This window comes from Paraburkholderia sp. BL6669N2, assembly GCF_003387275.1.
Classification (GTDB): Bacteria; Pseudomonadota; Gammaproteobacteria; order Burkholderiales; family Burkholderiaceae; genus Paraburkholderia.
In genome coordinates, this window is the sequence record NZ_QUNA01000002.1 from 1,070,503 (window position 1) to 1,091,660 (window position 21,158).

A 21,158-nucleotide genomic window follows, 5' to 3' on the forward strand; every position below is an offset into this window, starting at 1 on the left:
GCTCAGGCCGCCGCGACTCGCGGATCGAAGTCGAACTCGAGCCGGATGCCGCCGGGTTCGAAAATCATCGTGTGCTGCTTCGGGCCGGCACCCAAGGTTTCCGGTGCAAATTGAACTTCGACGCCGGGCCATTTCGACACTTTCGAGAACACGTCCTCGAGCGCTGCTTCACTGCCCACTCGCAGCGCCAGATGGTGCAGGCCCACGTTCGTTTTGCGGTCGAATTCGACGCGGCCCGCCTGATTCTGGACTTCCCACAGCGTGAGCATCACCTGTCCGTCGGACACGAACGCAGCCGGATAGTCCGGCTTCTCGCCAACTTGCGTCCATCCCAGACAATCGATGAAAAAGTCGCGAGTGAGATTCAGATCGCGAACGGTCAAGCCGATGTGATCGATACCAAGTGTCAGCGGTTTCGCAGTCATGTTCGAGCCTCCAGGTTGTGGTGGTGATGCTACCGCAGAAGCGCAATGTGGATCGGTGGCGCGACCGGATCCCGGTTGATGGAGGCGAAATATTCACTTATGCGTTGCGAGTCAATCGTTGCGTGCATTCATGCGCGCCCCGTTGAAGCACAGACTTCATTCACTACTTCAGACAATTGAGTTTGTTACAGGCAGGTTCAACATTTTCGAGGTGTTTGCCATGAAATCGATTATCCGTGGAGTCCTTTTTGCCAGCGCGCTTGTGATTCCCGTTGCGTCGTTCGCTCAGTCGACCGAACACACGACACGTGCGCAGGTCCGTGCAGAGCTCGTGCAACTGGAGAGCGTGGGATGGCACGTCGGTGACGGCGATCCGACGCACTATCCCGATGAAGTCCAGGCCGCCGAAGCGAAGGTGGCGGCGCGCGATGCATCGACGAGCAACTACGCCGGCGCATCGATTACGTCCCGAGTGGGCGGAGGCGTGTCGGCTGAGGACTGGAATGCAATGTATAGCCGCTGAGCGTTCAACAGGCTCCGAGCGATTCCGCGAATTGACCATACGACCATCTATCACGGTGCCGCTGACTCGCTGATCGACTACCAGGTGAATGATCGCAGTCGAAAGGAATTCCGGTGACAACACCAGATGCGCATGTGTCTCAACGACTCGCATCCCGTGGCATGGGCGGCGTGGGTGGCATGTACAGCCGGCCGGTCACGAACATCACCACCGCCAGCACGGCAATTCCGGTGAGAATGCCGGATAGCCGCATGAGCGCAGGCAATGGATCGGACGACCAGTGGTGATCCTGGACGAACACCATGATGAAGGCGATGGTGAATTGCCGCCCCACGTAGCTTGCTCCTTCCTGTCCTGTTTGCACGTGACATCCTGCCCACACGCCGATGGACAGCGCGAGCATGCACAGGATTGCCTGTCCTTGCATCAGAGGGAGGAGCGCCACACCGATTACACCGGCCAGCAGGCAGCCGGCCACGCGTTGCACCATCTTTTCCATGACCGGCTGCCGCGTTCTGTCTGCTGCCAGACCCGGCGGCACGATCAGCACCGCGATCGCCGTGACCATTGCTTGCGCGAAACCCGGCAGATGCAGAACGTACGTCAGCGATGCAAGGATTGTGATGGATAGCGCGGCCTGCAAGCACAAGAACATACGAGTCGAGCGCGCCGATTCTAGTGGTGGCGTCAAATTTTCAGCGGCAGGTACACCGTCGGACTCACCCGCCCCACGAGCGGTTAAAGCCTCCAGTGCCGTCCTGTTCCTTCGATACCACTTCGGCCCGAAATGAAACACGCTCGCCACCAGCAGGCAAGCGAGCGTTCCAACCACGACCTCGGCGGCGCGCAGCGCCGCAAACAATGCGGTCGCCCGGAAGGACGCGAACTTGTGCGCTTCGTACATCACCATCAGGGCCGTCACGCCGCCCAGAACCCAGGCGTAGGTCGCCTTGGACCCGTTGGCCCGATACACCGCGACGGCGCCGATCGCCCCCAGCGCGGGCACGAACACCCACGGACGGTCGCCGATCCACGGCCCGGCGATAGCCCCGAGCGCGGCTCCTATCACCGTGCCGATGATGCGATGTGCGGCACGCTGCACGGAACCGGAAAAACTCGTTTGCATGACCGCGAAGCCGCTGATTGCGGCCCACCACGTGTCCGATAGGCCCAACGCGTTTGCAAGCGCGACAGAGAGCGCGACCGAGAGCATTGCCTCTGCGGCGAATGTGGCGCGCGCCCGGGAAGCCTTCCAGGCCGCCAGCTCACGTACGAGCCCGAAGACGGCCGTACGGCAGAGCTGAACAAGTGTGCCGGCGAGCGTCATCTATCTAACGCACTCAAAGCGAGAGGCCCAGGCACAATGCGGAAAGACAGCCTGATCCATGTAAAAGGAGCCTCCATTTATCGCGCGGCTATGACAATGATGTCGAGCCGTCCTCGCAGCCATGCGGCAGATTATATGGCTGGTGGCGCGAGAGGCCACGCGTTACGCAGCGGACGTGCCCGCTAACGCAACTTGTCGAACGGGACGGGCCGCAAGGTGCCACGCGTCGCGTAGCAGTCTCAGGAACTCGGCTTCGCGGTAGCAGTGGCGTTGGTCGGCCATGACCGCTTCGCTGCACAGTTCCATGATGTCGCGACGGAGTCGCCGGTCCTGCACATCAGCCGCGAGCCAGGCGAGCGTCGCGGGATCGACCTGACATACGTCGTTCCAATTCAGATAGCCAGACCGCGTCAGGTCTTCGTACAGTGTTTGCACGATCGAAAGCAATCGGTGCCGATCCAACTGCAGGCGCCTTTCCATACCACAACGGTCGAGCGTGTCGAGTTCAGTGAGACTGAGGTGTCCATCGATTAACAGGCATGCCGCCAGGATGCGGCCCGCTGCCTCGGGACTGTTGCATTGATAGTGACGCATTTGCTACTCCTTTCCATATCGACAAGAACGGGGCGGCGAAATGAACCCTGAGATAGTCCGGGCGAATCGCCGTGACAATTCAGCTAGCCTTACGCGGTCGCTAGCTGAGGAAAACGAATGATGGGTGTGTCATGTGGCGGGTTGGGGTCCACTGGCGGAGGCATAGCGGCGATCGCCCGGCTGGCGGCCAGTGTCGACATTGCCGACCGGTTGCAGCGCACCGTGGCTCGGCTGCGAGTCGCTTTGCAGGATCGTTTCGATTGCGGCGTGGTCGGCTTTTCCCTGTTCAGTAAGCGGCACGCGATCGGCCACGACGATACGAATCCGCCTCGCGACTAAAGAGCCGAGCGAAATTTCCAGCCTGCGCATGCACCGCGCGACGTTCACCTGCCCAGCGGTCCATGGTTCGATCAGCGCGTTCCATCCGTGCTCGCGGGCACTCTTGTTTGCGGCCAGCGCCACGGCGTAGCGAATGTCAGGTAAGCGGCACAAGACATCTTCTATCTGTGTCGGACCGATCGGCACTCCGTCGATTTCCGCGACGTCGGGCGCGCGGCCGAGAACGTGCAGATCGGCTGCTTCGTCGATGAAGCCGACGTCGCCGGTCAGGCACCAACCATGCTGAAACTTTTGTGCCTCTTCGAGCGGCTGGTGATAGTAACCATCCGCCACGGCGGCCGACTTCACTTCGATGTTTCCGCACTGTCCCGCACCTGCCAGCGTTCCGTCGGCGCGCCGCAAACGTACCTCGACGCCGGGTCGAATAGCGCCCGCGCAAAGCAGCAGTTCCGGATTGGCCTCATAGTTAGATGGCGGCAGAATACTGACGACACCGGTTTCGCTTGCACCGTAGAGATGGGTAAGCACAGGACCGAGACGCGCGATCGCGCGTTCCCGCAGTACCGCGGGCGCTGACCCGCCGATGTGCGCAATGGAGCGCAGCGACGACAGGTCGCGCCGGCCGACGTCCGGGTGGTCCATTGTTTCGAACAGCTGAGGCTCGACGAGCAGCACGTCGGTGATACGTTCCGATTCGATCGTCGCGAGCGTCTCCGCGGGATCGTAGCGACGCTTCAAGACGACCGTGCCGCCGCCGATGAGCGTCGTGTCCACCAGCACTTGCGAGAGGTACGCGAGCGGGCTATTGATAAGCTGGCGCCGGTCCTTGTCGTTCGCCGCGCAGACCATCGCTGAATACGCTGCGAAGGACCGGCGGCTGCATTTGGGTACACCCGTCGTGCCGCCTGACGAAACGACGACCGCGAGGTCATCGGCGCTCAGTGGTCTGCGCAACGGCTGATTCGCATGCACTTGCGCGAGCTTGTCTAGGCGTGCAGAAGCGGGACCGACGCCGACGAACAGCACGCGGCTCTCGAGCGCAATGGGTATGTCGTGAAGAGTTTCAGGGAAGGCCACGAGAAGCGTCGGTTGGACGCGGGCTAGCAAGGTTGCGTGCCGCCCAGCATTCGTTGATGCAGGCACGAACATCGTCGCCGAACCAAGCAGGTTTGCCGCGTAGCGGATCGCAAGCGCGTCCGGACAATTGGGAGCGAGCAGTGCGACCAGCGAGCCCCGGCCGATGCCGAGCGCCGCAAGCGCCCGCGCATAGCGAAAGATTGCCGTTCGCAGGGTACCGCCCGTTACGTCATGGTCGAAATAGCGCAGTACCGCCCGATCCGAATGTGTTTCCAGTTGATCGAGCAAGGCGTCGATATACGGCCGAAACGCTGCTTTCTCTTCGTGTTGCATGATTGCTCCGCTTCAGTGATGCGTGATTCGATAGGTGAATCAGGCTGTGCTGAGACGGATTGTGCGTTTGCATAATGAGCGGAGAATTAGCGGGTGTGGGTGCGAGTAGTGGAGCGTTACCGGGCGGCGCCGCGAGGAATTGATTCTTGACGATCAAGGTGGGCAGCTCCGGACGGCGATTGTCGAGCCCGGTCCGTAAGAAAAGCGGTGTGCCGCCGAATTCGCGTTAGCATCTCGGTACAGAGGGGCGACGGCGCCGAAGCGCTCGCCGCAGCTAATGCGGGCGCATCGGGTCGGAGTAAGCGCTAAAGCGCTAACTGTGGTCGACAGGAGACAGCGTTGGATCTATTCACGTCGATGGAAGCGTTCGTCCGCGCCGCGGAAGCACAGAGCTTCGCCGGCGCGGCGCGCCAGCTGGGTGTCGCCAAATCCGTGGTGACCTCGCGCGTCAAGCAACTGGAAGACCATTTCGGTGTGCCGCTCTTTCATCGTTCGACCCGGGCGGTGCGCCTGTCCGAACTCGGCGAGACCTACTACCGAGACTGCGCCGAACTGGTCACCAAGGTCCACGATCTGTCCGGGCGCTCGCGCGGCGATCCACAGGCGCTGGCGGGCACGCTCAATATCCACGTCCTGCCGGGCTTCGCGCTCGGCCATTTTTCGCAGACACTAATCGAATTTCGCGCCGCTTACCCACGCGTGGAATTTGTCGTGACCGTCAACGACCGCGTTATCGATCCGGTTCAGGAAGGCTTCGATCTGGCATTGCAAATCTATCCGCCGGCGTCGAACCTGCTGGTCGAGCGGCGTCTCTTTCCGGTGCGCGGCGTGCTCTGCGCCGCGCCCGGCTATCTGAAGGAGGAGCCGCTGATCGAGACACCGCTCGATTTGCTGCGCCACGATTTCGCGCGCTATTCGTATTACCCGTGGGGCGACAAGTGGCCGCTGATGCGCGGCAACGAGTGCTTCGAAATCGCGCTGAATCCGGTGCTAAAAACGAATAGCGTGCACCTGCTGCTGGAATTCGCGAGGGCCGGCGCGGGTGTCGTCTATCTGCCGACCATGGTCGCCGCCGCCGATCTGCTCGAACGCCGGCTCGAGCGCGTGCTGCCGGAGTACGCGGCGCCGCCGCTGTGGCTCTCGGCGGTGTATCCTGCTTCGCACCGCTCGACCACCAAGGTCAAGGCCTTCGTCGACTTCCTGCGCGCCCGCTATCTGCGCGAACCACAGTGGGACAGGGCGCTCGGCATCTCGCCGCCCGACGACGAAACGAAAAGCGTCGGCGAGGAACTGTCCGACAGCTGAGACCCGCCTCAAGCCTATGAGGGTTCGCCACCAGGTAGTTTCCCTGGCGCGATTCCGGCGCACCCAAGGTTCGCGTTTCCCGACCCTCAGAACATTGCTGTAGCGCCTGCCGCCGCTTAATCTTCGATGCAAGCAAAGCATTCGTGGATCAACTGGAGGCAGACATGCAACAAACCTGGTTCGGCAGCCTGGACAACTTTCGGAAAGGCTCCATCGAAATCATCAAGGGCAAACCGGAACATTACGCTATGTCGAATGTATTCGACGTAGCGAGCCGTGCAGAACCCTACGAGAAAATCGTTGTCGGCAAGAATCTCAAGTACGTGATCGAGACGCTGCGCGCGGAAGGTTCGTCGGCGTGGTTTGCTGCGTCGCACGATGAGTTCGCGGTCGTGCTCGACGGCGAGATCGACATCTATTTCATCAAGCCTTCAGATGGCCCGCTGGTCGACGCGCAGACCGAAGGCAGCGTGCGTCTGGAAGGCCAGCCGTCGGGCCAGTCGATGGGCCATGTGCGGCTGCGTCGCGGCCATCAGGCATTGCTGCCCGCCGGCGCCGCGTATCGCTTCGAAGCGAGGACCAAAGGCGTGCTGCTCGTGCAGACGATCCTCGGACGCTATTCGGTCGAGAAGTGGGCCGACATCTGCATCCACTGAATCCCTCTACACGATCCATCCATCCGGAGCCCATCATGGACAAACTCAGCACCCTGCAAAACGTCACCGCGAGCGAGGCCGACGCGGTCACCGGTTATCGCACCTTCTGCCTCGGCGATTTCGAGTTCAGCCGCGACGCTTACTTCGCCACCGTCAGATGGCCGGCCAAAGGCCAGATCCGCTCGCACCAGATGCACGCCGACGACTTCCTGCGCGCGATGATGCGCGATGTGGCGTGGGGTTTCTTCTACGGCTGGGTCAACTTCGACGAGGTGATCGGCACGCGCAATCACTACGGCAAGGTCGACATGTACGCCGGCGCATTTAACGCGAGCTTCAAGGAAGCAGGTGTCGATCATACGCAGCAGTTCGACACGCCGCTCATCATGGCGACCTTCAAGGCGATCCTGAAGGACTGGGTCAACGAAGGCTTCGACCCGTTCGCCGCGCCGGAAGAAACCGGCTCCGCATTCGGCACGAAACACGGCGATAACATTGCCGCGATCGAGCGTACGCGGATCGCCACCAAACGCATGCCGGGCCTGGAAGGCGACTCGCCGTTGCGCGACGACCTGCCCGTCAATCGCCAGTTTACCGACGTCGGTCAGGACGAACCCGAGATTCACGCCGAGCCGGGTTTTGAAGGCGCGCTACATGCGTTCAGTCTTTTTAAATACCTGTCGCGCTCGGACGTGACGTGGAATCCATCGGTCACGTCGGTGTGCCAGCAGAGCCTGTTCTGCCCGACCACCGAGGAATTCGTGCTGCCGGTGTTCCACGGCAACGACCGCGTCGAGTGGTTCCTGCAACTGTCCGACCAGATCATCTGGGACGTCGCCGACAAGGACAGCGGCGAGCCGCGCGCACGCATCACCATGAACGCGGGCGATATCGCCGCGATGCCGGCCGATATCCGCCACAAAGGCTACTCGCAGAAGCGTTCGATGCTGCTGGTGTGGGAGAACGCCACGCCCGATCTGCCCAAGCGTTACGAAAGCGGTGAACTGCCGCCGTATCCGATCCAGATGTAACTCTCCGGCATTCCCCTGATCGTCGATCGAACGGCGCCGGACCGCTGGCGCCGCGGGGAAAGTCGCGTCCAGGTTTTACTTGCTCAGGACTGTCATGCAAACGCAACTCTTCATCGGCGGCCGCTTCGTGCCGGCTGCAAACGGCGAAACGCTCGCCTCCCTCAATCCGCACGACAACTCGGTGATCGCCGAGGTCGCGATGGCGGGCCCGGCCGATGTCGATCGCGCCGTCGCGGCGGCGAAGGCGGCGTTTCCGAAGTGGAGCAATCTCGCTGCGATGGAGCGCGGGCGCCTGCTTCTCAAACTGGCCGACGCGATCGAAGCGAATGCCGATCGACTCGCGCGCCTCGAATCGCTCGATACGGGCCACCCGATCCGCGATACGCGCAATCTCGACGTGCCACGCACGGCAGCCACGTTCCGCTATTTCGGCGGCATGGCCGACAAGTTCGAAGGTTCGGTGATTCCGGTCGAGCAGGGTTTTCTGAACTATATGACCCGCGAGCCGGTCGGCATCGTCGGGCAAGTGGTGCCGTGGAATTTCCCGTTGATGTTCACGAGCTGGAAGATGGCGCCGGCACTTGCCGCGGGCAACTGCGTGATCATGAAGCCCGCCGAACTCACACCGCTGTCGAGTCTCGCGATTGCCGAACTGATGGCCGAAGTGGGTTTTCCGGAAGGCGTCGTCAATATTCTGCCGGGCCTCGGCCATGTAGCGGGTCAGTACATTGCCGAACATCCGGAGATCAGCAAGGTCGCCTTCACCGGTTCGACCGCGGTGGGCCGCAAGATCGTGCAGGCGTCGAGCGGCAATCTGAAGAAGGTGCAGCTCGAACTCGGCGGCAAGGGCGCGAACATCGTATTCGGCGACGCCAATATCGACGCCGTGGTGCAAGGCTCGGCGTTCGCGATCTTCCACAATCAGGGGCAGGCGTGCATTGCCGGCTCGCGGATGATCGTGCATGAATCGATCGCCGACGAAGTGCTCGAAAAGTTCGCCGCATTGAGCCGCACGATCAAGATCGGCGATCCGCTCGATCCGTCGACCGAGATGGGGCCGCTCACTTCGCGTCAGCACCGCGACCGCGTGCTGTCGTTCGTCGATGTCGCCCGCGAACAGGGTGGTCGCGTACTTGCCGGCGGCAAGGCGCCGGACATCGCGGCGTTGGCCAATGGCTGCTATGTCGAGCCGACAATCGTCGAAGCGAAGCCGGAGGATCGGGTCTCCCAGGAAGAAGTGTTCGGGCCGTTCATGACGGTCACCCGATTCCGCACCGACGAAGAAGCTCTCGCCATCGCGAACGGCACCGAATACGGTCTCGGCGCGGGTCTGTGGACGCGCGATCTGCAACGCGCGCATCTGGTGGCTCGCGAGATTCGCGCCGGCATGGTGTGGATCAACTGCTACAAGCGCGTGAGTCCCGCGTCGCCGTTCGGCGGCGTCGGCGCAAGCGGCTACGGCCGCGAAATGGGTTTCGAAGCGATGCGCGAATATACACAGCCCAAGTCAGTCTGGGTCAACGTGGATGCGCAGATTCCGCCTTACTACCCGCGCTGAACCACCATGGAACCGTTCATCTATAACGGCTTGCCGTCACGCGTGATTTTCGGCGCGGGCCGTCTTGAGCAGCTCGATCGCGAGATCGGTTTGCTCGGCGCCACGCGGGCGATCGTGCTGTCCACGCCGCAACAGCGCGCGCAGGCCGAAGCGCTCGCGGCAAGCCTCGGCTCGCGTGCGGCGGGCGTCTATGCCGAAGCCGTCATGCACGTGCCGGTCGAAACCGCTCGCGCGGCACGCGACTTTGCCGCAAGCGTTGGCGCCGATTGCGCGATCGCGATAGGCGGCGGTTCCACGACAGGACTCGGCAAAGCGATCGCGCTGGAAACCTCGCTGCCGATCATCGCGATTCCAACCACGTATGCAGGCTCGGAGATGACTCCGATCTACGGCCTCACCGAGAACGGCATCAAGAAGACCGGCCGCGATCTGCGTGTGTTGCCGAAAACGGTGATCTACGACCCGGCATTGACGACGTCGCTGCCAGCCGCGTTGTCGTTGACGAGCGGTATCAACGCGATCGCCCACGCGGCGGAAGGGCTCTACGCACAGGACGCGAATCCGATCATCAGCCTGATGGCGGAAGAGGGTATTCGCGCGCTCGGCCAAGGGCTGCCTCGCGTGATGCAACAACCGGAAGACCTCGCCGCGCGCGGCAATTGCCTGTATGGCGCCTGGCTATGCGGCGCGGTGCTCGGCAGTGTCGGCATGGCCTTGCATCACAAGCTGTGCCATACGCTTGGCGGCGCCTTCAATCTGCCGCACGCTGAGACGCACACCATCGTGCTGCCGCATGTGCTCGCCTACAACCGTGCGGCAGCGCCCGAGGCGATGAAGCGTATCGCGCACGCATTGCACGCCGACGATGCCGCGCAAGCCGTGTTCGATCTCGCAAGCGACCACGGTGCGCCGACGGCGCTGAAAGACATCGGCCTGAGCGCAACCGATCTCGATGCCGCACTCGATCTCGCCTTGAAGAACCCGTACTGGAATCCGCGGCCGGTCGAGCGAATACCGCTTCGCGCCTTACTCGAGGCCGCCTTCGACGGCCGACGGCCGGACTAGCGCGCTTACCTCACTCATACAAAAAATTCAGGAGACAACCATGGACTCACATACTTTCGATGCGAGGCGCCGCCGCTTTGTCAGCCTCGCGGCAGGCGGCGCGCTCGCCGCCACGACCTCGGCGTTCTCGCCACTCGTTTTCGCGGCCGGCCCGCGCACGCTGAAAATCGGCTATGTATCGCCGCAAACGGGGCCGCTCGCGCCATTCGGCGAGGCGGACCGCTTCACGATCCAGCAGATGCAGACGGCGCTGAAAAACGGCATCGTGATCGGCGGTAAAACATATCCGGTGTCGATTGTCGTCAAGGACAGCCAGTCGAATCCGAATCGCGCCGGCGAAGTCGCCAATGATCTGATTCTCAAGGACAAGGTCGACATCATGCTGGTATCCGGCACGCCGGAAACCGCCAATCCCGTGAGCGACGCATGTGAGCTGAACGAGATGCCGTGCGTTTCGACGGTAGTGCCGTGGCAGCCGTGGTTCTTCGGCAGAAAGGGCGATCCGAAGAAGGGCTTCCGCTTCACCTATCACTTCTTCTGGGGACTGGAAGATGTGATCACTGTCTATACCGGCATGTGGCAGTCGGTGCAGACCAATCACAGCGTAGGCGGTCTTTTCCCCAACGACGGCGACGGCAACGCCTGGGGCGACGCGAAGCTCGGCTTTCCGCCGGTGCTCGCGCAGAAGGGCTTCACGCTGAAGGACCCGGGCCGCTTCCAGAGCATGACGCAGGACTTCTCCGCGCAGATTTCCTCTTTCAAACAGTCGAATGCGCAGATCGTCACGGGCGTCGTGATTCCGCCCGACGCCAAGAACTTTCTCGTTCAGGCGCGTCAGCAAGGTCTCAAGCCCAAAGTCATTTCGATCGGCAAAGCGCTGTTGTTCCCGACCTCGATCGAAGCGCTCGGCAATCTCGGCGACGGACTCTCCACCGAAGTGTGGTGGTCGCCCTCGCATCCGTTCAAATCGTCGCTGACGGGGCAAAGCGCTCGGCAAGTCGCCGACGACTACGAGCGCGTCACCTCGAAGCAATGGACTCAACCAATCGGCTTCGCGCATGCGCTATTCGAAATCGCCGTCGACTCATTGAAGCGCGCGAAAGACATCGACTCGAACGAAGCGATCCGTGATGCGGTGGCCTCGACGAAGCTCGATACGCTGGTCGGTCATGTCGCGTGGGGCAGCGGTCCGGTGAAGAACGTTGCGAAGACGCCGCTTGTCGGCGGCCAATGGGTGAAAGGTCAAAAGCATCCTTTCGATCTCGCCATCGTCAACAACCAGCTCGCGCCGAGCGTACCGCTGTCCGGCCCGCTGAAGCTGATCGCTTGAACCCAACGCGGAGAGCAGTGATGAACCCTGTGCTCAGACTCACCGGCGTGTCGAAGCGTTACGGCGCGCTGCAGGTGACCGACGACATCAGCTTCGCGGTCGAACGCGGCGAAACCTACGGCATTCTCGGCCCGAACGGCGCCGGCAAGACCACGCTGTTCAACCTCGTCAGCGGCGACGTGCGGCCCGATCAGGGCAGCGTCGAATTCGACGGCGCCGATGTGAATCACTTGCCGCCGCATCGCCGTTGCGCGGCGGGGATCGGCCGCTCGTATCAGGTGCCGAGGCCGTTCGGCGGAATGACTGTGTTCGAAAACCTGCTGGTCGGCGCCACCTTCGGCGGTGAACTGACCGGCCACGCCGCCTACGACGTCTGCGCCGACGTGCTCGAACGCACCGGCCTCAAGGCCCGCGCCAACCAGTTGGCCGGAACGCTGGGGCTGCTCGACCGCAAGCGCCTCGAACTGGCTCGCGCGCTCGCGACGCAACCGCAACTGCTGCTGCTCGACGAGATCGCCGGCGGTCTCACCGAACCTGAAACGCACGCCCTCGTCGACGAGATTCGGCGCGTCAAGGAGCGTGGCGTGACGATCGTGTGGATCGAACATGTCGTGCATGCGCTGCTCGCGGTGGCCGACCGGCTGCTCGTCATCAACTTCGGCAAGCGGCTCGCGGAAGGTCTGCCTGCCGCCGTGATGGACGACCCCGAAGTGCGGCGCGTGTATCTCGGACTGGAGGCTTGACCATGTCGGCACTATTGGAAACACGCGCGCTGAGCGCGTTTTACGGCGACTTTCAGGCGCTGTTCGGCATCGACGTGGCGGTCGCGCCGGGCGAAGTAGTCGCGCTGATCGGATCGAACGGTGCGGGTAAATCGACCTTTCTGAAATCGGTGGCGGGCCTGCTGCGCCCACGCAGTGCCGGGCAGATTCTGTATCGCGGCGAGCCGATTGGCGGGGCGCCGGCAGCGAGCATCGTCGGCAAGGGCATTGCGTTGGTGCCGGAAGGGCGGCGCCTGTTCGCGAGTTTGACCGTCGAAGAAAACCTGTTGCTCGGCGCGTTCAGCCAGCGGCCGGGACGCTGGAATCTGCAAAGCGTCTATGCGCTGTTCCCAGCGTTGCGGGAGCGCCGCCATCACGCTGCCACCGCGTTGTCGGGCGGTCAGCAACAGATGGTGGCGATCGGCCGCGCCTTGATGAGCAATCCCGATCTGCTGATGTGCGATGAACTTTCGCTCGGCCTCGCGCCGGTGATCGTCCGCGAAATCTATGCGGCGTTGCCCGAGATCGTCGCGCATGGCATGAGCGCGATCGTCGTCGAACAGGACGTGCAACTCGCGCGCCGCGTCTCGTCGCGTTTTTATTGCTTGCAGGAAGGGCGCGTTTCGTTGACCGGCGTATCGGCCGAGGTATCCGACGAAGCGATCACGCAGGCGTATTTCGGAGTGGCCGCATGAACACGTTCATCAATATCGTCGTGCAGGGCGTGTTGTTGGGCGCACTTTATGGGCTCTTCGCGATGGGCCAGTCGCTGGTGTTCGGCGTGATGCGGCTCACCAATACCGCGCATGGCGACTTCATCGTGCTGCTGGTGTTCGTGCTGTTCGCGTTGACGAGCTTCGCCCATCTGCCGCTCGCCGTTGCGCTCGTGCTGTTGCTCGTGATCGCGTTCGGCGCGGGCTATGGCGTGCAGTTCGCGCTTTTGAACCGCGTCAGCAGCCGCGATCCGCTGCCGTCGCTGATCGTCACGTTCGGTCTGTCGATCGTGATCCAGAACGTGTTGCAGCAGATTTTCTCGGCGGACCCGCGCTCGATTGCCACCGGTAGTTTCGAGTCGCGCAGCATCACGCTCGCGGGCGGCATCACGCTCGGCTATCTTCCGCTCGTCACGCTGGTGGCGACGGTGGCGCTTGCCTTCGCGATGCAGTGGCTGTTCGGCCGCACGCCGCTTGGCCGCGCGTTTCGCGCCACCTCGGACGATCGCGAGATCGTGCAGCTGATGGGTGTCTCGTATCGCCGCACCTACGCGCTGGCGATGGGCATTGCCTTCGTGCTGATCGCGGTGGCCGCGGCGCTGTATTCGATGCGCACGGCGGTGTCGCCGACCGATGGCCCGGCGCTGCTGCTGTATGCGTTCGAGGCCGTGATCATCGGCGGCATGGGGTCGTTCTGGGGCACTTTCGTGGGCGGCATGGCGCTCGGTATCGCGCAGCAGGTGGGCTTTTACTTCGATCCCGGCTGGGGCATCTGGCTCGGCCACGTGGTGTTTCTCGGCGTGCTGGTGGCGCGGCCGCAGGGCTTGCTGCCCAAAACCGCATAGAGGCTTCGACATGACCATGCAATTGAACCGGCCCGCAGCGGGCTTCGAGGTGCGGCGCGCGACGCGTGCGAGCCGCTTGGCGGTGATCGTGCTGCTGATCGTCGCGCTGGCGGTGGCGAGCGCGCCCTGGTGGGCCGGACGCGATGCGATGCGCGACTTCGTACAGTTGGCGTCCTACCTGGTGTTCGCGTTGATGTGGAACCTGCTGGCGGGTTATGGCGGGATGGTGTCGATCGGCCAGCAGGCATTCTTCGGCATTGGCGGCTACGGCATGCTGATTCTCGCCAACTACTGCGGCATCTCGCCGTTTATCGCGGTGCCGGTTGCGGCCGTGATTGCGACGGTGGTGGCGATTCCTGTGTCGATGGTGGCATTCCGCCTCGAAGGCGGCTACTTTGCGATCGGCACGTGGGTGATCGCCGAAGTGTTCCGGCTCACGGTGGCGAACGTCACGGTGCTCGGCGGCGGCTCGGGCACGAGTCTCACCGCATTGCAGGAGGTACCACGTGCGCTGCGCGAATCGCTGACGCTGTGGCTCGCGCTCGCTATCGTCGTGGCGGCGATCGGCCTGCTGTATCTGTTTCTACGCTCGAAAGCCGGTCTCGCGCTCACTGCGATGCGCGACAACGCGGTGGCCGCCAGCAGCCAGGGTGTGGACGTGAAGCGCGCGCGCCTGATTGTCTACCTGGTATCGGCGTGCGGCACCGCGTTGGCGGGCGGCCTGTACTTCATCGGCAACCTGCGCATCTCGCCCGACGCCGCGTTCTCGGTGAACTGGAGCGCGTTCGGCATTTTCATCGTGATGATCGGCGGGCTGGGCACGCTCGAAGGGCCGATCATCGGCGCGCTGATCTTCTTCCTGCTGAACCGGTTCCTGTCCGATTTTGGCACCTGGTATCTGATCGGCCTCGGCGCGCTGGCGATCGTCGTGACCCTGTTCTTTCCGCAAGGGCTGTGGGGCTTCGTCTCACACCGCTATGGCCTGCAACTATTCCCCGTGGGCCGGCGCGTCGTGTTTCGCGACGCCGGTCCGTCTCAACAACGCTCGCCGGACGGCGCGTCGGATTCGCTCAACGCGGGCTCGGCGGCACACCGCGCATGAGGCCAACCATGAACGATAAGACCATTCATCCATTGACGCAGAACGTGCTCGACACGTTCGCCGATTGCACCGATCCACGCCTCAAGCAGATCATGACCGCGCTGGTGAGACACCTGCATGCTTTCGCCCGCGAAGTTGAACTGACCGGCGACGAATGGCTTCGAGGCATCGAGTTTCTGACAGCCACGGGCAAAATGTGCAAAGGCATCCGCCAGGAGTTCATCCTGCTGTCGGACACGCTCGGCCTGTCGATCATGGTCGATGCGATCAATCACGGGCGCGGCGGTGTCACCACCGAAAGCAGCCTGCTCGGCCCGTTCTATCGCGAAGGCGCGAAGGAAGAAGAATTCGGCGCCAACATCGCCCGCACGGAAGGCGAGCCGACGCTGATTCATGGCCGCCTCGTCGATGAGCGCGGCGCGCCGGTGGCCGGTGCGTTGATCGAGGTATGGGAAACGGCGAACAACGGCATGTATGAAGGCCAGGACCCCGACCAGCCCGAGAGCAACCTGCGCGGCAAATTTCGCTCGGGGCCGAACGGCGAATACGCGTTCAGGACCATCAAGCCGACCAGCTATCCCATTCCGACCGACGGCCCGGTCGGACAGATGCTGATGGCGAGCGGGCGTCATCCCATGCGGCCGGCCCACATCCATTTCCTGATCGTTGCGCCCGGCTACGAGACGCTGATCACTGCGCTGTACTCCGAGGGAGATCCCTACGTCCACTCCGACGCGGTGTTCGGCTCGAAGCCGTCGCTCGTGATCGACTACGTGCCGAACCACGACGCAGCCGCCGCACAAGAGTGGGCGCTGCCGAGTCCGTTCTTCGAAGTACAGCGCGACTTCGTGCTGTCCGATCGGCACGCATGAGGAGACGAGGCGATGAACGCGGCGAATCCCGAACCTCGCCAAGGCTTTCTCTGCGCGCTCGATGACATTCCCGACGGCGGCGCGCTCGAAATCCCCGCCGGGCAGGCCGGCGCGCCAGGCGTTGTGGTTCTGCGCCGCGGCGACGACGCATGGGCGTACCGCAACATGTGCCCGCATTTTTCGATTCCACTGAACTACGAACCGAACACGTTCTGGGCCTACGACGCCGAATTGCTGATGTGCGCGCATCACAGCGCGATGTTCCGCTTCGAAGACGGCGTGTGCATCGATGGGCCGTGCGAGGGGGCATCGCTCACGCCGGTCGATATCCGCATCGAACGACGACAGATATTCAACAACGACTGGAGGGGATAAGCATGAAGAGTAAAAAGCCGAAGCGCCTGGCTATCGCAGGCTGCACGTTCGCCTGCATCGCGCCGGGTATCGTGCCGAATATAGCCAGCGCGCAAAGCAGCGTGACGCTGCAAGGCGTGATCGATGCGGGCGTCACGTATGTGAATAACCAGCATGGCGGCGCCGCGACGCTGTTCGACAGCGGCGTGTTGTCGCCGGACTTGCTGACGTTCAAAGGCAGTGAAGATCTGGGCGGCGGCAACAAGGCGATTTTCGAACTCACGTCGCAGTTCGATCTGGGCAGCGGCGCGACGATTCCGGGCGCAGGGCAGATCTTCAACCGCACGGCGCTCGTCGGTCTCACCAACGACCGCTTCGGCTCGCTTACCTTCGGCAACCAGTACGACTTCATGTTCGAGACGCTGACGCTCGGACTGTATGACGGTGCGTTCCTCTTCGGCGGCATCTACGATTTTCGCCAGGGGCCGTTCACCGCGCTGGGTGTGCCGAATAATCCGACCGGTTCATTCGATTTCGACCGCATGGCAGGCGCGACGCGAGTAGGCAACTCGATCAAGTATCGCAGCCCGGACATTTCGGGCTTCACGTTCGGCGCGCTGTATGGATTCGGTGGCGTGCCCGGCTCGTTCTCGTCGGACTCGACTATCAGCTTCGGCGCGAACTATGCGAACGGCCCGTTGGGCATCGGCGCGGCGTACGTCGAAGTGAAGTATCCGCAACTGGGCGACGGTCACGACGGCATCCGCAATTTCGGCTTCGGCGCGCACTACAACTTCGGCAGCGTGCTGGGAATGCTGCTCTATACCAATACGAAAAATACCGCGAGCGGCGCGAAGATCGACGTCTACAAGGGCGGTGCGTCGTGGACGATTTCAGGTCCGTGGACGCTCGGTCTCGACTACGCGTATATGAAGGGCAACGACGTGCTGCTGAACAACAAGGCGCAACAGGTCACCACCGCGTTGCAGTACAACTTTTCGAAACGCACCACCGCCTATGTCGAAGCGATCTACCAGCGCGCCAGTGGCGACGCGGCTGTGACGCGGGCATGGATCAACGGTCTGCTGCAACCGGATGGCGCGGCGAGCAACCGGTCGCAGACGCTTGCGCGCATTGGTTTGCGTACGAGCTTTTGACAAGACAGGGCGCACGGTTTTGTCGAGAGGCTTCACGATGATCCGCTTAGTACTACAGCCGTAGATTTTTTTACTATACTCAAATAATTAAGGATTACTATACGTTAAGGCTATGCATTCGACTGCAAAAGCGTGGGAGCGTGAACTGGAGGTACTGCACCAGCGGCTCGGGGAACTGTTCAGGCGTCCGGAGCCCCGACAGCGGTCGCTCGCATACCTGAAGGGCCTGCTGGGTACAGTCGAGCGCAAGAACGGCTGGCAACTCGCCGAATGGATCGGCGAAGCGACACCCGATGGCGTACAGCACCTGCTGGAGCGGGCGCAATGGGACGCGGATGCCGCTCGCGATGTGCTGCGTAGCTATGTAGTGGAAGAACTGGGCGAGCGTGACGCGGTGCTGATTGTGGACGAGACCGGCTTCCTCAAGAAGGGACAGCACTCGGCCGGTGTTCAACGCCAGTACAGTGGCACGGCAGGTCGTATCGAGAACAGCCAGATCGGCGTGTTCCTCTGCTATGCCGGTCGTGGCGGCAGTGCGTTCATCGACCGCGAACTGTATGTACCCAAGGTGTGGACCGATGACCGGGTGCGCTGCGAGGCAGCGGGCATTCCCGGGTCGGTGGAATTCGCAACGAAGCCACAGCTTGCGCGTCGTATGCTTGAGCGGGCGCTGGACGCAGGGGTGCCGTGCGGCTGGGTCACGGGGGATGAAGTCTACGGCGGTGACCGTCACCTGCGGCTGTGGCTCGAGTCGCGCGGCCAGTCTTTCGTGCTGGCCGTTGCGAAGAACGAACCCCTATGGTGGAAAGGTCCAGAGTACGTACGGGCAGACCGGATCGCCGAGGCCCTGCCGGCAAGGGCATGGCGCCGCCTGTCAGCGGGTGCCGGCGCCAAGGGCGAGCGCCTGTATGACTGGGCGCTGACTCCGCTGTGGCGCTTGCAGATCACCGAAGAGGAGCGCCGCTTCGGGCATTACCTGCTGGTGCGACGCAGCCTGGACGAGCAACGCGAACATGCGTATTACGTCGTATACGCACCGCGCAGCAAGGCCACACGGCAAACCCTGGTGAACGTCGCGGGCCGCAGGTGGGAAATCGAGACCGGCTTCGAGGCGACCAAAGGCGAATGCGGACTCGATCAGTATGAGGTGCGCCGATGGCAAGGCTGGTATCGCCACATCACGCTGGCTCTGCTGGCCCATGCAGTACTCGTCACCCTGCGGGTGCACGGCAAAAAAAACACCTGAAGGTTTGGTGCCGCTCAGCGTGCAGGAGATCCGCCGGCTGCTCTGTCGCATCCTGTGGCGCGGCGCCCACTCTATCGCGTACGTGTTGTCCTGTTCGGCATGGCGGCGCCGACACCAGTACCGCGCCCAGCAGTGCCACTACCGAAGACGAGGATGTGTGCCTCCAGTTTACCCAGATCTACGGCTGTAGTATTAGGGCGCAAGAGGTTTCACACTGGCCCAATGCAGCGGCGCGCCTCCTCGCTCGACAAGACGCCGCGGTCCTTGCGATTCGCGGCGCTGGCCGCGTAGACGTCTTTTCGGGCGTGCGTGATGCCGAGCGGTTCGAAGCCGTTGGCCGGGTTGAAGGCCATCTGGTTGATGCGTGCTTCGTCGTCGGCGGAAGGCGGGGACGCAATCTCCAGCACGCCGATCGCAATCGGCGACCCGGCCCATACCACCGATGCATCGTTGACCGGCGTGCTTTCTTCATCCACGAAGAACTGCGCGCAGAGCTGCCACTTGAGCGGACCTTTTTGCAGGCGGTTCAACAGGTCTTCGCGCAGATAGTCGTCGCCGTGACGGTCGCCGTCGGTGCCTGGCGCCGTTGCGTCTTCGGGTTGCAGCGAGTACTTGATGGCTGCGGGACCAAGCTTCACCACCGAGCCCCAGAACCGCTCGGTCGTCAGGCTTTCGACGGAGTGCAACGTCGTTTCCCTGGTCAGGATCGCGACGATACGTGCCGTTTCGGCGGGCCCCAGCTTGCCGTTCAATAGTTCGATCGACGCCTGCTCCAGTGCTCCAATCGCGCCCTTGGCAATCTGGGCCACGAGGATATCGGCGAAGTCCATGAATTGCACCGCGTTCCGCGCGTGCGAACGGCCGCCCTCGTTGGTCATGAGGAGGTCGGTTTCCATGCCTTCGGCGGTGAAGAACTTGATGGCGACACCGCGAACATCCGCGGCCTGGTCGGAGAAAGGGCAGGGCTGGCCGTTCGAAAAACGGCAGGCGACCCGATAGCAAAGCGAGCGCTCCAGATCGTCCTGCTTCGCGAAAGGACCATGCTTGAGTGCGATGGGTATCGTTTCGAAGATCCGCAGCGTGCCGAAGGCGCCGAGCGTTTGCTTCTGATGCTGGCCGCGGTCGACGCGTCCGCCCAGATGAGTGGCGCTGCTCGCGGCAATCGTCGCCTGCTGTGCCTTGATTTTCTCGACCAGCAGCGCGATCGCCTGAGCATTGTCGGCTTGGTCGATCCAACCGGTGCCGCGTTCTGCCATGTCGGGGGAGTCGTTGGCCATGCTCGTGCTCCATCAAGATTCGCTGCGATGGGAATGCGTCCAGGCCTGCGCCGCGCTGTATTGGCGAACGTGCTGTTGCTGGCGCGCATGGATGTGCACTACATCGTAGACTACGGCGCAATCGAACGCATCATGGCTTGAGCAGCCGGCGCGTGATCACGGCAATCACGTGGATTACGGCGGCCGCACGAGCGGCGTTTCACCCGATTAGTGCACGCCCGATGGGTTCGGCGGCGGCAATGCCGGATCGAGCTTGGCGGACTCTCTGACGAGTTGTTCCGTCATTGCGGCCCCGACTGCGTTCGAGCCGCGACGAGGTTGGTCGTCGTGTGCAAACGGCTCGGGCGGTGGGAGCGCCGGATCGAGCTTGGCGGATTCCTTGACGAGTTCGTCCGTTGCCGGGGTCGAGAGCGAGGTGGAGTCGCGGCGGTGCAGACCGTCACGGCTGCGGCCGGGTTGCACAACGGTGGCTGTTTTTGAATCGGTGCCTGCAAGCACAGTGGCCACGGCGGGCGTTTGGACCGTTTGGGGATGCGGTTGTGCCGGTTGCTGCGGCAATTGCGCGGCGTGTTCAGTTGACCGTTCGGGGGCAGGCGCGGGCGCGGACGTGATGTGTCCCTGCACGGATTGAGCGGGGCTCGGCGCGAGAGCGCGAGTGGCGATATCCGCGCTCGCGCCGGGCGGCGGCGTGCCGATTGCGGGGTCGGCTGTCACATGTAACGTGCCGGACTGCACTTTGTCTGAAGCCGACGCCGCGGAGCCGTCCGAAACGGCTGCGGGATCGCGGGTCGCCGGATCACTTTTTGGGGACAGTAGGTAAACGGCGAATCCGACCTCTGCCAGCACCAGACCGACTACCAACGCTTTTCCGATCTTCCTCATAATTAGCCAACGGTGCTCAGAGCGATGCGAGCGCACATGATAACCAACCGGCGGCTGACGGTTTGTAACGAGAGGTATGCGGAAGTAACCAGAATACCCGGCGCGGAGCGTGCTAGATTGAACTTACTGCGCCATCAACGGAGTTGTTGCCATGGACACTCATTCGATTCTGGGCATGATCCACGCCGAAGAGGCGCTACTGGTCTCCATCGTGCGGTCGTTGCCACCAGACGTGCGGCGCACGGTCGCCAACGATTTCCACGAGCAGGCTCAACTCGCCGAGACGTCGCATCTGAATCCCACCACCGATCGCGAAGCCAGCGACGCGTTCAAGGCTCACATCAGACGGCTGTCGAATATGCTTGCTTCGCTATCCTGAGATAGTC

The 21,158-nt window shown here is 62.7% G+C and carries 21 protein-coding genes and 1 pseudogene; 16 read left to right on the forward strand and 6 right to left on the reverse strand.

Annotated elements, in window-relative coordinates; all coding sequences use genetic code 11:
• Positions 1-2: 2 nt before the first annotated feature.
• Positions 3-425, reverse strand: a complete 423-nt coding sequence (locus B0G80_RS27345) for a VOC family protein (RefSeq protein WP_116121156.1) — start codon at positions 423-425, stop codon at positions 3-5.
• A 220-nt stretch (positions 426-645) separates the two neighbouring features.
• On the opposite strand from B0G80_RS27345, the gene B0G80_RS27350 reads away from it, so the two are divergent.
• The gene (locus B0G80_RS27350; protein WP_116121158.1) at positions 646-948 is read left to right on the forward strand and encodes a DUF4148 domain-containing protein; all 303 of its coding nucleotides are present in this window, start codon (positions 646-648) and stop codon (positions 946-948) included.
• Between the two features lie 139 nt (positions 949-1,087).
• Here the strand turns inward: B0G80_RS27350 and B0G80_RS27355 are convergent, their stop codons facing one another.
• The 3 genes from B0G80_RS27355 to B0G80_RS27365 form a co-directional block, all read right to left on the reverse strand.
• Positions 1,088-2,275 carry an FUSC family protein gene (locus tag B0G80_RS27355; protein ID WP_116121160.1) on the reverse strand — a complete coding sequence of 396 codons (1,188 nt, stop codon included), beginning with the start codon at positions 2,273-2,275 and terminating at the stop codon, positions 1,088-1,090.
• Between the two features lie 162 nt (positions 2,276-2,437).
• Positions 2,438-2,869: a TerB family tellurite resistance protein gene (locus tag B0G80_RS27360; RefSeq protein WP_116121162.1), complete on the reverse strand. Its 432-nt coding sequence runs from the start codon at positions 2,867-2,869 to the stop codon at positions 2,438-2,440.
• A 129-nt stretch (positions 2,870-2,998) separates the two neighbouring features.
• Positions 2,999-4,618, reverse strand: coding sequence for a class I adenylate-forming enzyme family protein (locus tag B0G80_RS27365; RefSeq protein ID WP_116121164.1), 1,620 nt, complete (start codon positions 4,616-4,618; stop codon positions 2,999-3,001).
• A gap of 339 nt (positions 4,619-4,957) precedes the next feature.
• On the opposite strand from B0G80_RS27365, the gene B0G80_RS27370 reads away from it, so the two are divergent.
• From B0G80_RS27370 to B0G80_RS27435, 14 genes and pseudogenes are all read left to right on the forward strand, one after another.
• Positions 4,958-5,923 (forward strand): LysR family transcriptional regulator, encoded by a 966-nt coding sequence (locus B0G80_RS27370; RefSeq protein WP_116121166.1) that lies wholly within the window; start codon positions 4,958-4,960, stop codon positions 5,921-5,923.
• Positions 5,924-6,087: 164 nt separating this feature from the next.
• A complete protein-coding gene (locus tag B0G80_RS27375; RefSeq protein ID WP_116121168.1) occupies positions 6,088-6,579 on the forward strand; it encodes a hydroxyquinol 1,2-dioxygenase in 492 nt (163 codons plus the stop codon).
• Between the two features lie 35 nt (positions 6,580-6,614).
• Complete coding sequence (locus B0G80_RS27380) at positions 6,615-7,610, forward strand: hydroxyquinol 1,2-dioxygenase (protein WP_116121170.1); 996 nt, start codon at positions 6,615-6,617, stop codon at positions 7,608-7,610.
• A gap of 94 nt (positions 7,611-7,704) precedes the next feature.
• On the forward strand, positions 7,705-9,168 hold the full coding sequence (locus B0G80_RS27385; RefSeq protein ID WP_116121172.1) for an aldehyde dehydrogenase family protein: 1,464 nt from the start codon (positions 7,705-7,707) through the stop codon (positions 9,166-9,168).
• A 6-nt stretch (positions 9,169-9,174) separates the two neighbouring features.
• Complete coding sequence (locus B0G80_RS27390) at positions 9,175-10,233, forward strand: maleylacetate reductase (RefSeq protein ID WP_116121174.1); 1,059 nt, start codon at positions 9,175-9,177, stop codon at positions 10,231-10,233.
• A gap of 40 nt (positions 10,234-10,273) precedes the next feature.
• Positions 10,274-11,563, forward strand: a complete 1,290-nt coding sequence (locus tag B0G80_RS27395) for an ABC transporter substrate-binding protein (RefSeq protein WP_106284710.1) — start codon at positions 10,274-10,276, stop codon at positions 11,561-11,563.
• A 20-nt stretch (positions 11,564-11,583) separates the two neighbouring features.
• A complete protein-coding gene (locus B0G80_RS27400; protein WP_106284711.1) occupies positions 11,584-12,306 on the forward strand; it encodes an ABC transporter ATP-binding protein in 723 nt (240 codons plus the stop codon).
• A gap of 2 nt (positions 12,307-12,308) precedes the next feature.
• Complete coding sequence (locus B0G80_RS27405) at positions 12,309-13,019, forward strand: ABC transporter ATP-binding protein (protein WP_116121176.1); 711 nt, start codon at positions 12,309-12,311, stop codon at positions 13,017-13,019.
• The gene (locus tag B0G80_RS27410; protein WP_116121178.1) at positions 13,016-13,882 is read left to right on the forward strand and encodes a branched-chain amino acid ABC transporter permease; all 867 of its coding nucleotides are present in this window, start codon (positions 13,016-13,018) and stop codon (positions 13,880-13,882) included. Before B0G80_RS27405 ends, B0G80_RS27410 begins: the two co-directional genes overlap by 4 nt.
• Positions 13,883-13,892: 10 nt before the next feature.
• A complete protein-coding gene (locus tag B0G80_RS27415) occupies positions 13,893-14,984 on the forward strand; it encodes a branched-chain amino acid ABC transporter permease (protein ID WP_258879057.1) in 1,092 nt (363 codons plus the stop codon).
• The gene (locus tag B0G80_RS27420; RefSeq protein WP_116121179.1) at positions 14,981-15,856 is read left to right on the forward strand and encodes an intradiol ring-cleavage dioxygenase; all 876 of its coding nucleotides are present in this window, start codon (positions 14,981-14,983) and stop codon (positions 15,854-15,856) included. The genes B0G80_RS27415 and B0G80_RS27420 overlap by 4 nt, the downstream gene beginning before the upstream one ends.
• Before the next feature lie 12 nt (positions 15,857-15,868).
• The gene (locus tag B0G80_RS27425; RefSeq protein WP_116121181.1) at positions 15,869-16,231 is read left to right on the forward strand and encodes a Rieske 2Fe-2S domain-containing protein; all 363 of its coding nucleotides are present in this window, start codon (positions 15,869-15,871) and stop codon (positions 16,229-16,231) included.
• A gap of 2 nt (positions 16,232-16,233) precedes the next feature.
• A complete protein-coding gene (locus tag B0G80_RS27430) occupies positions 16,234-17,367 on the forward strand; it encodes a porin (protein WP_116121183.1) in 1,134 nt (377 codons plus the stop codon).
• 112 nt (positions 17,368-17,479) lie between these two features.
• Positions 17,480-18,604: pseudogene (locus B0G80_RS27435) on the forward strand (IS701 family transposase); the annotation flags it as partial.
• Positions 18,605-18,822: 218 nt separating this feature from the next.
• On the opposite strand, the gene B0G80_RS27440 reads toward B0G80_RS27435, so the two are convergent.
• Positions 18,823-19,890 (reverse strand): catalase, encoded by a 1,068-nt coding sequence (locus tag B0G80_RS27440; RefSeq protein WP_116121185.1) that lies wholly within the window; start codon positions 19,888-19,890, stop codon positions 18,823-18,825.
• A gap of 207 nt (positions 19,891-20,097) precedes the next feature.
• Complete coding sequence (locus B0G80_RS27445; protein ID WP_147309923.1) at positions 20,098-20,604, reverse strand: hypothetical protein; 507 nt, start codon at positions 20,602-20,604, stop codon at positions 20,098-20,100.
• Positions 20,605-20,923: 319 nt separating this feature from the next.
• Between B0G80_RS27445 and B0G80_RS27450 the strand changes: the two genes are divergently transcribed.
• Complete coding sequence (locus B0G80_RS27450) at positions 20,924-21,151, forward strand: hypothetical protein (protein ID WP_116121189.1); 228 nt, start codon at positions 20,924-20,926, stop codon at positions 21,149-21,151.
• Positions 21,152-21,158 lie beyond the last annotated feature (7 nt).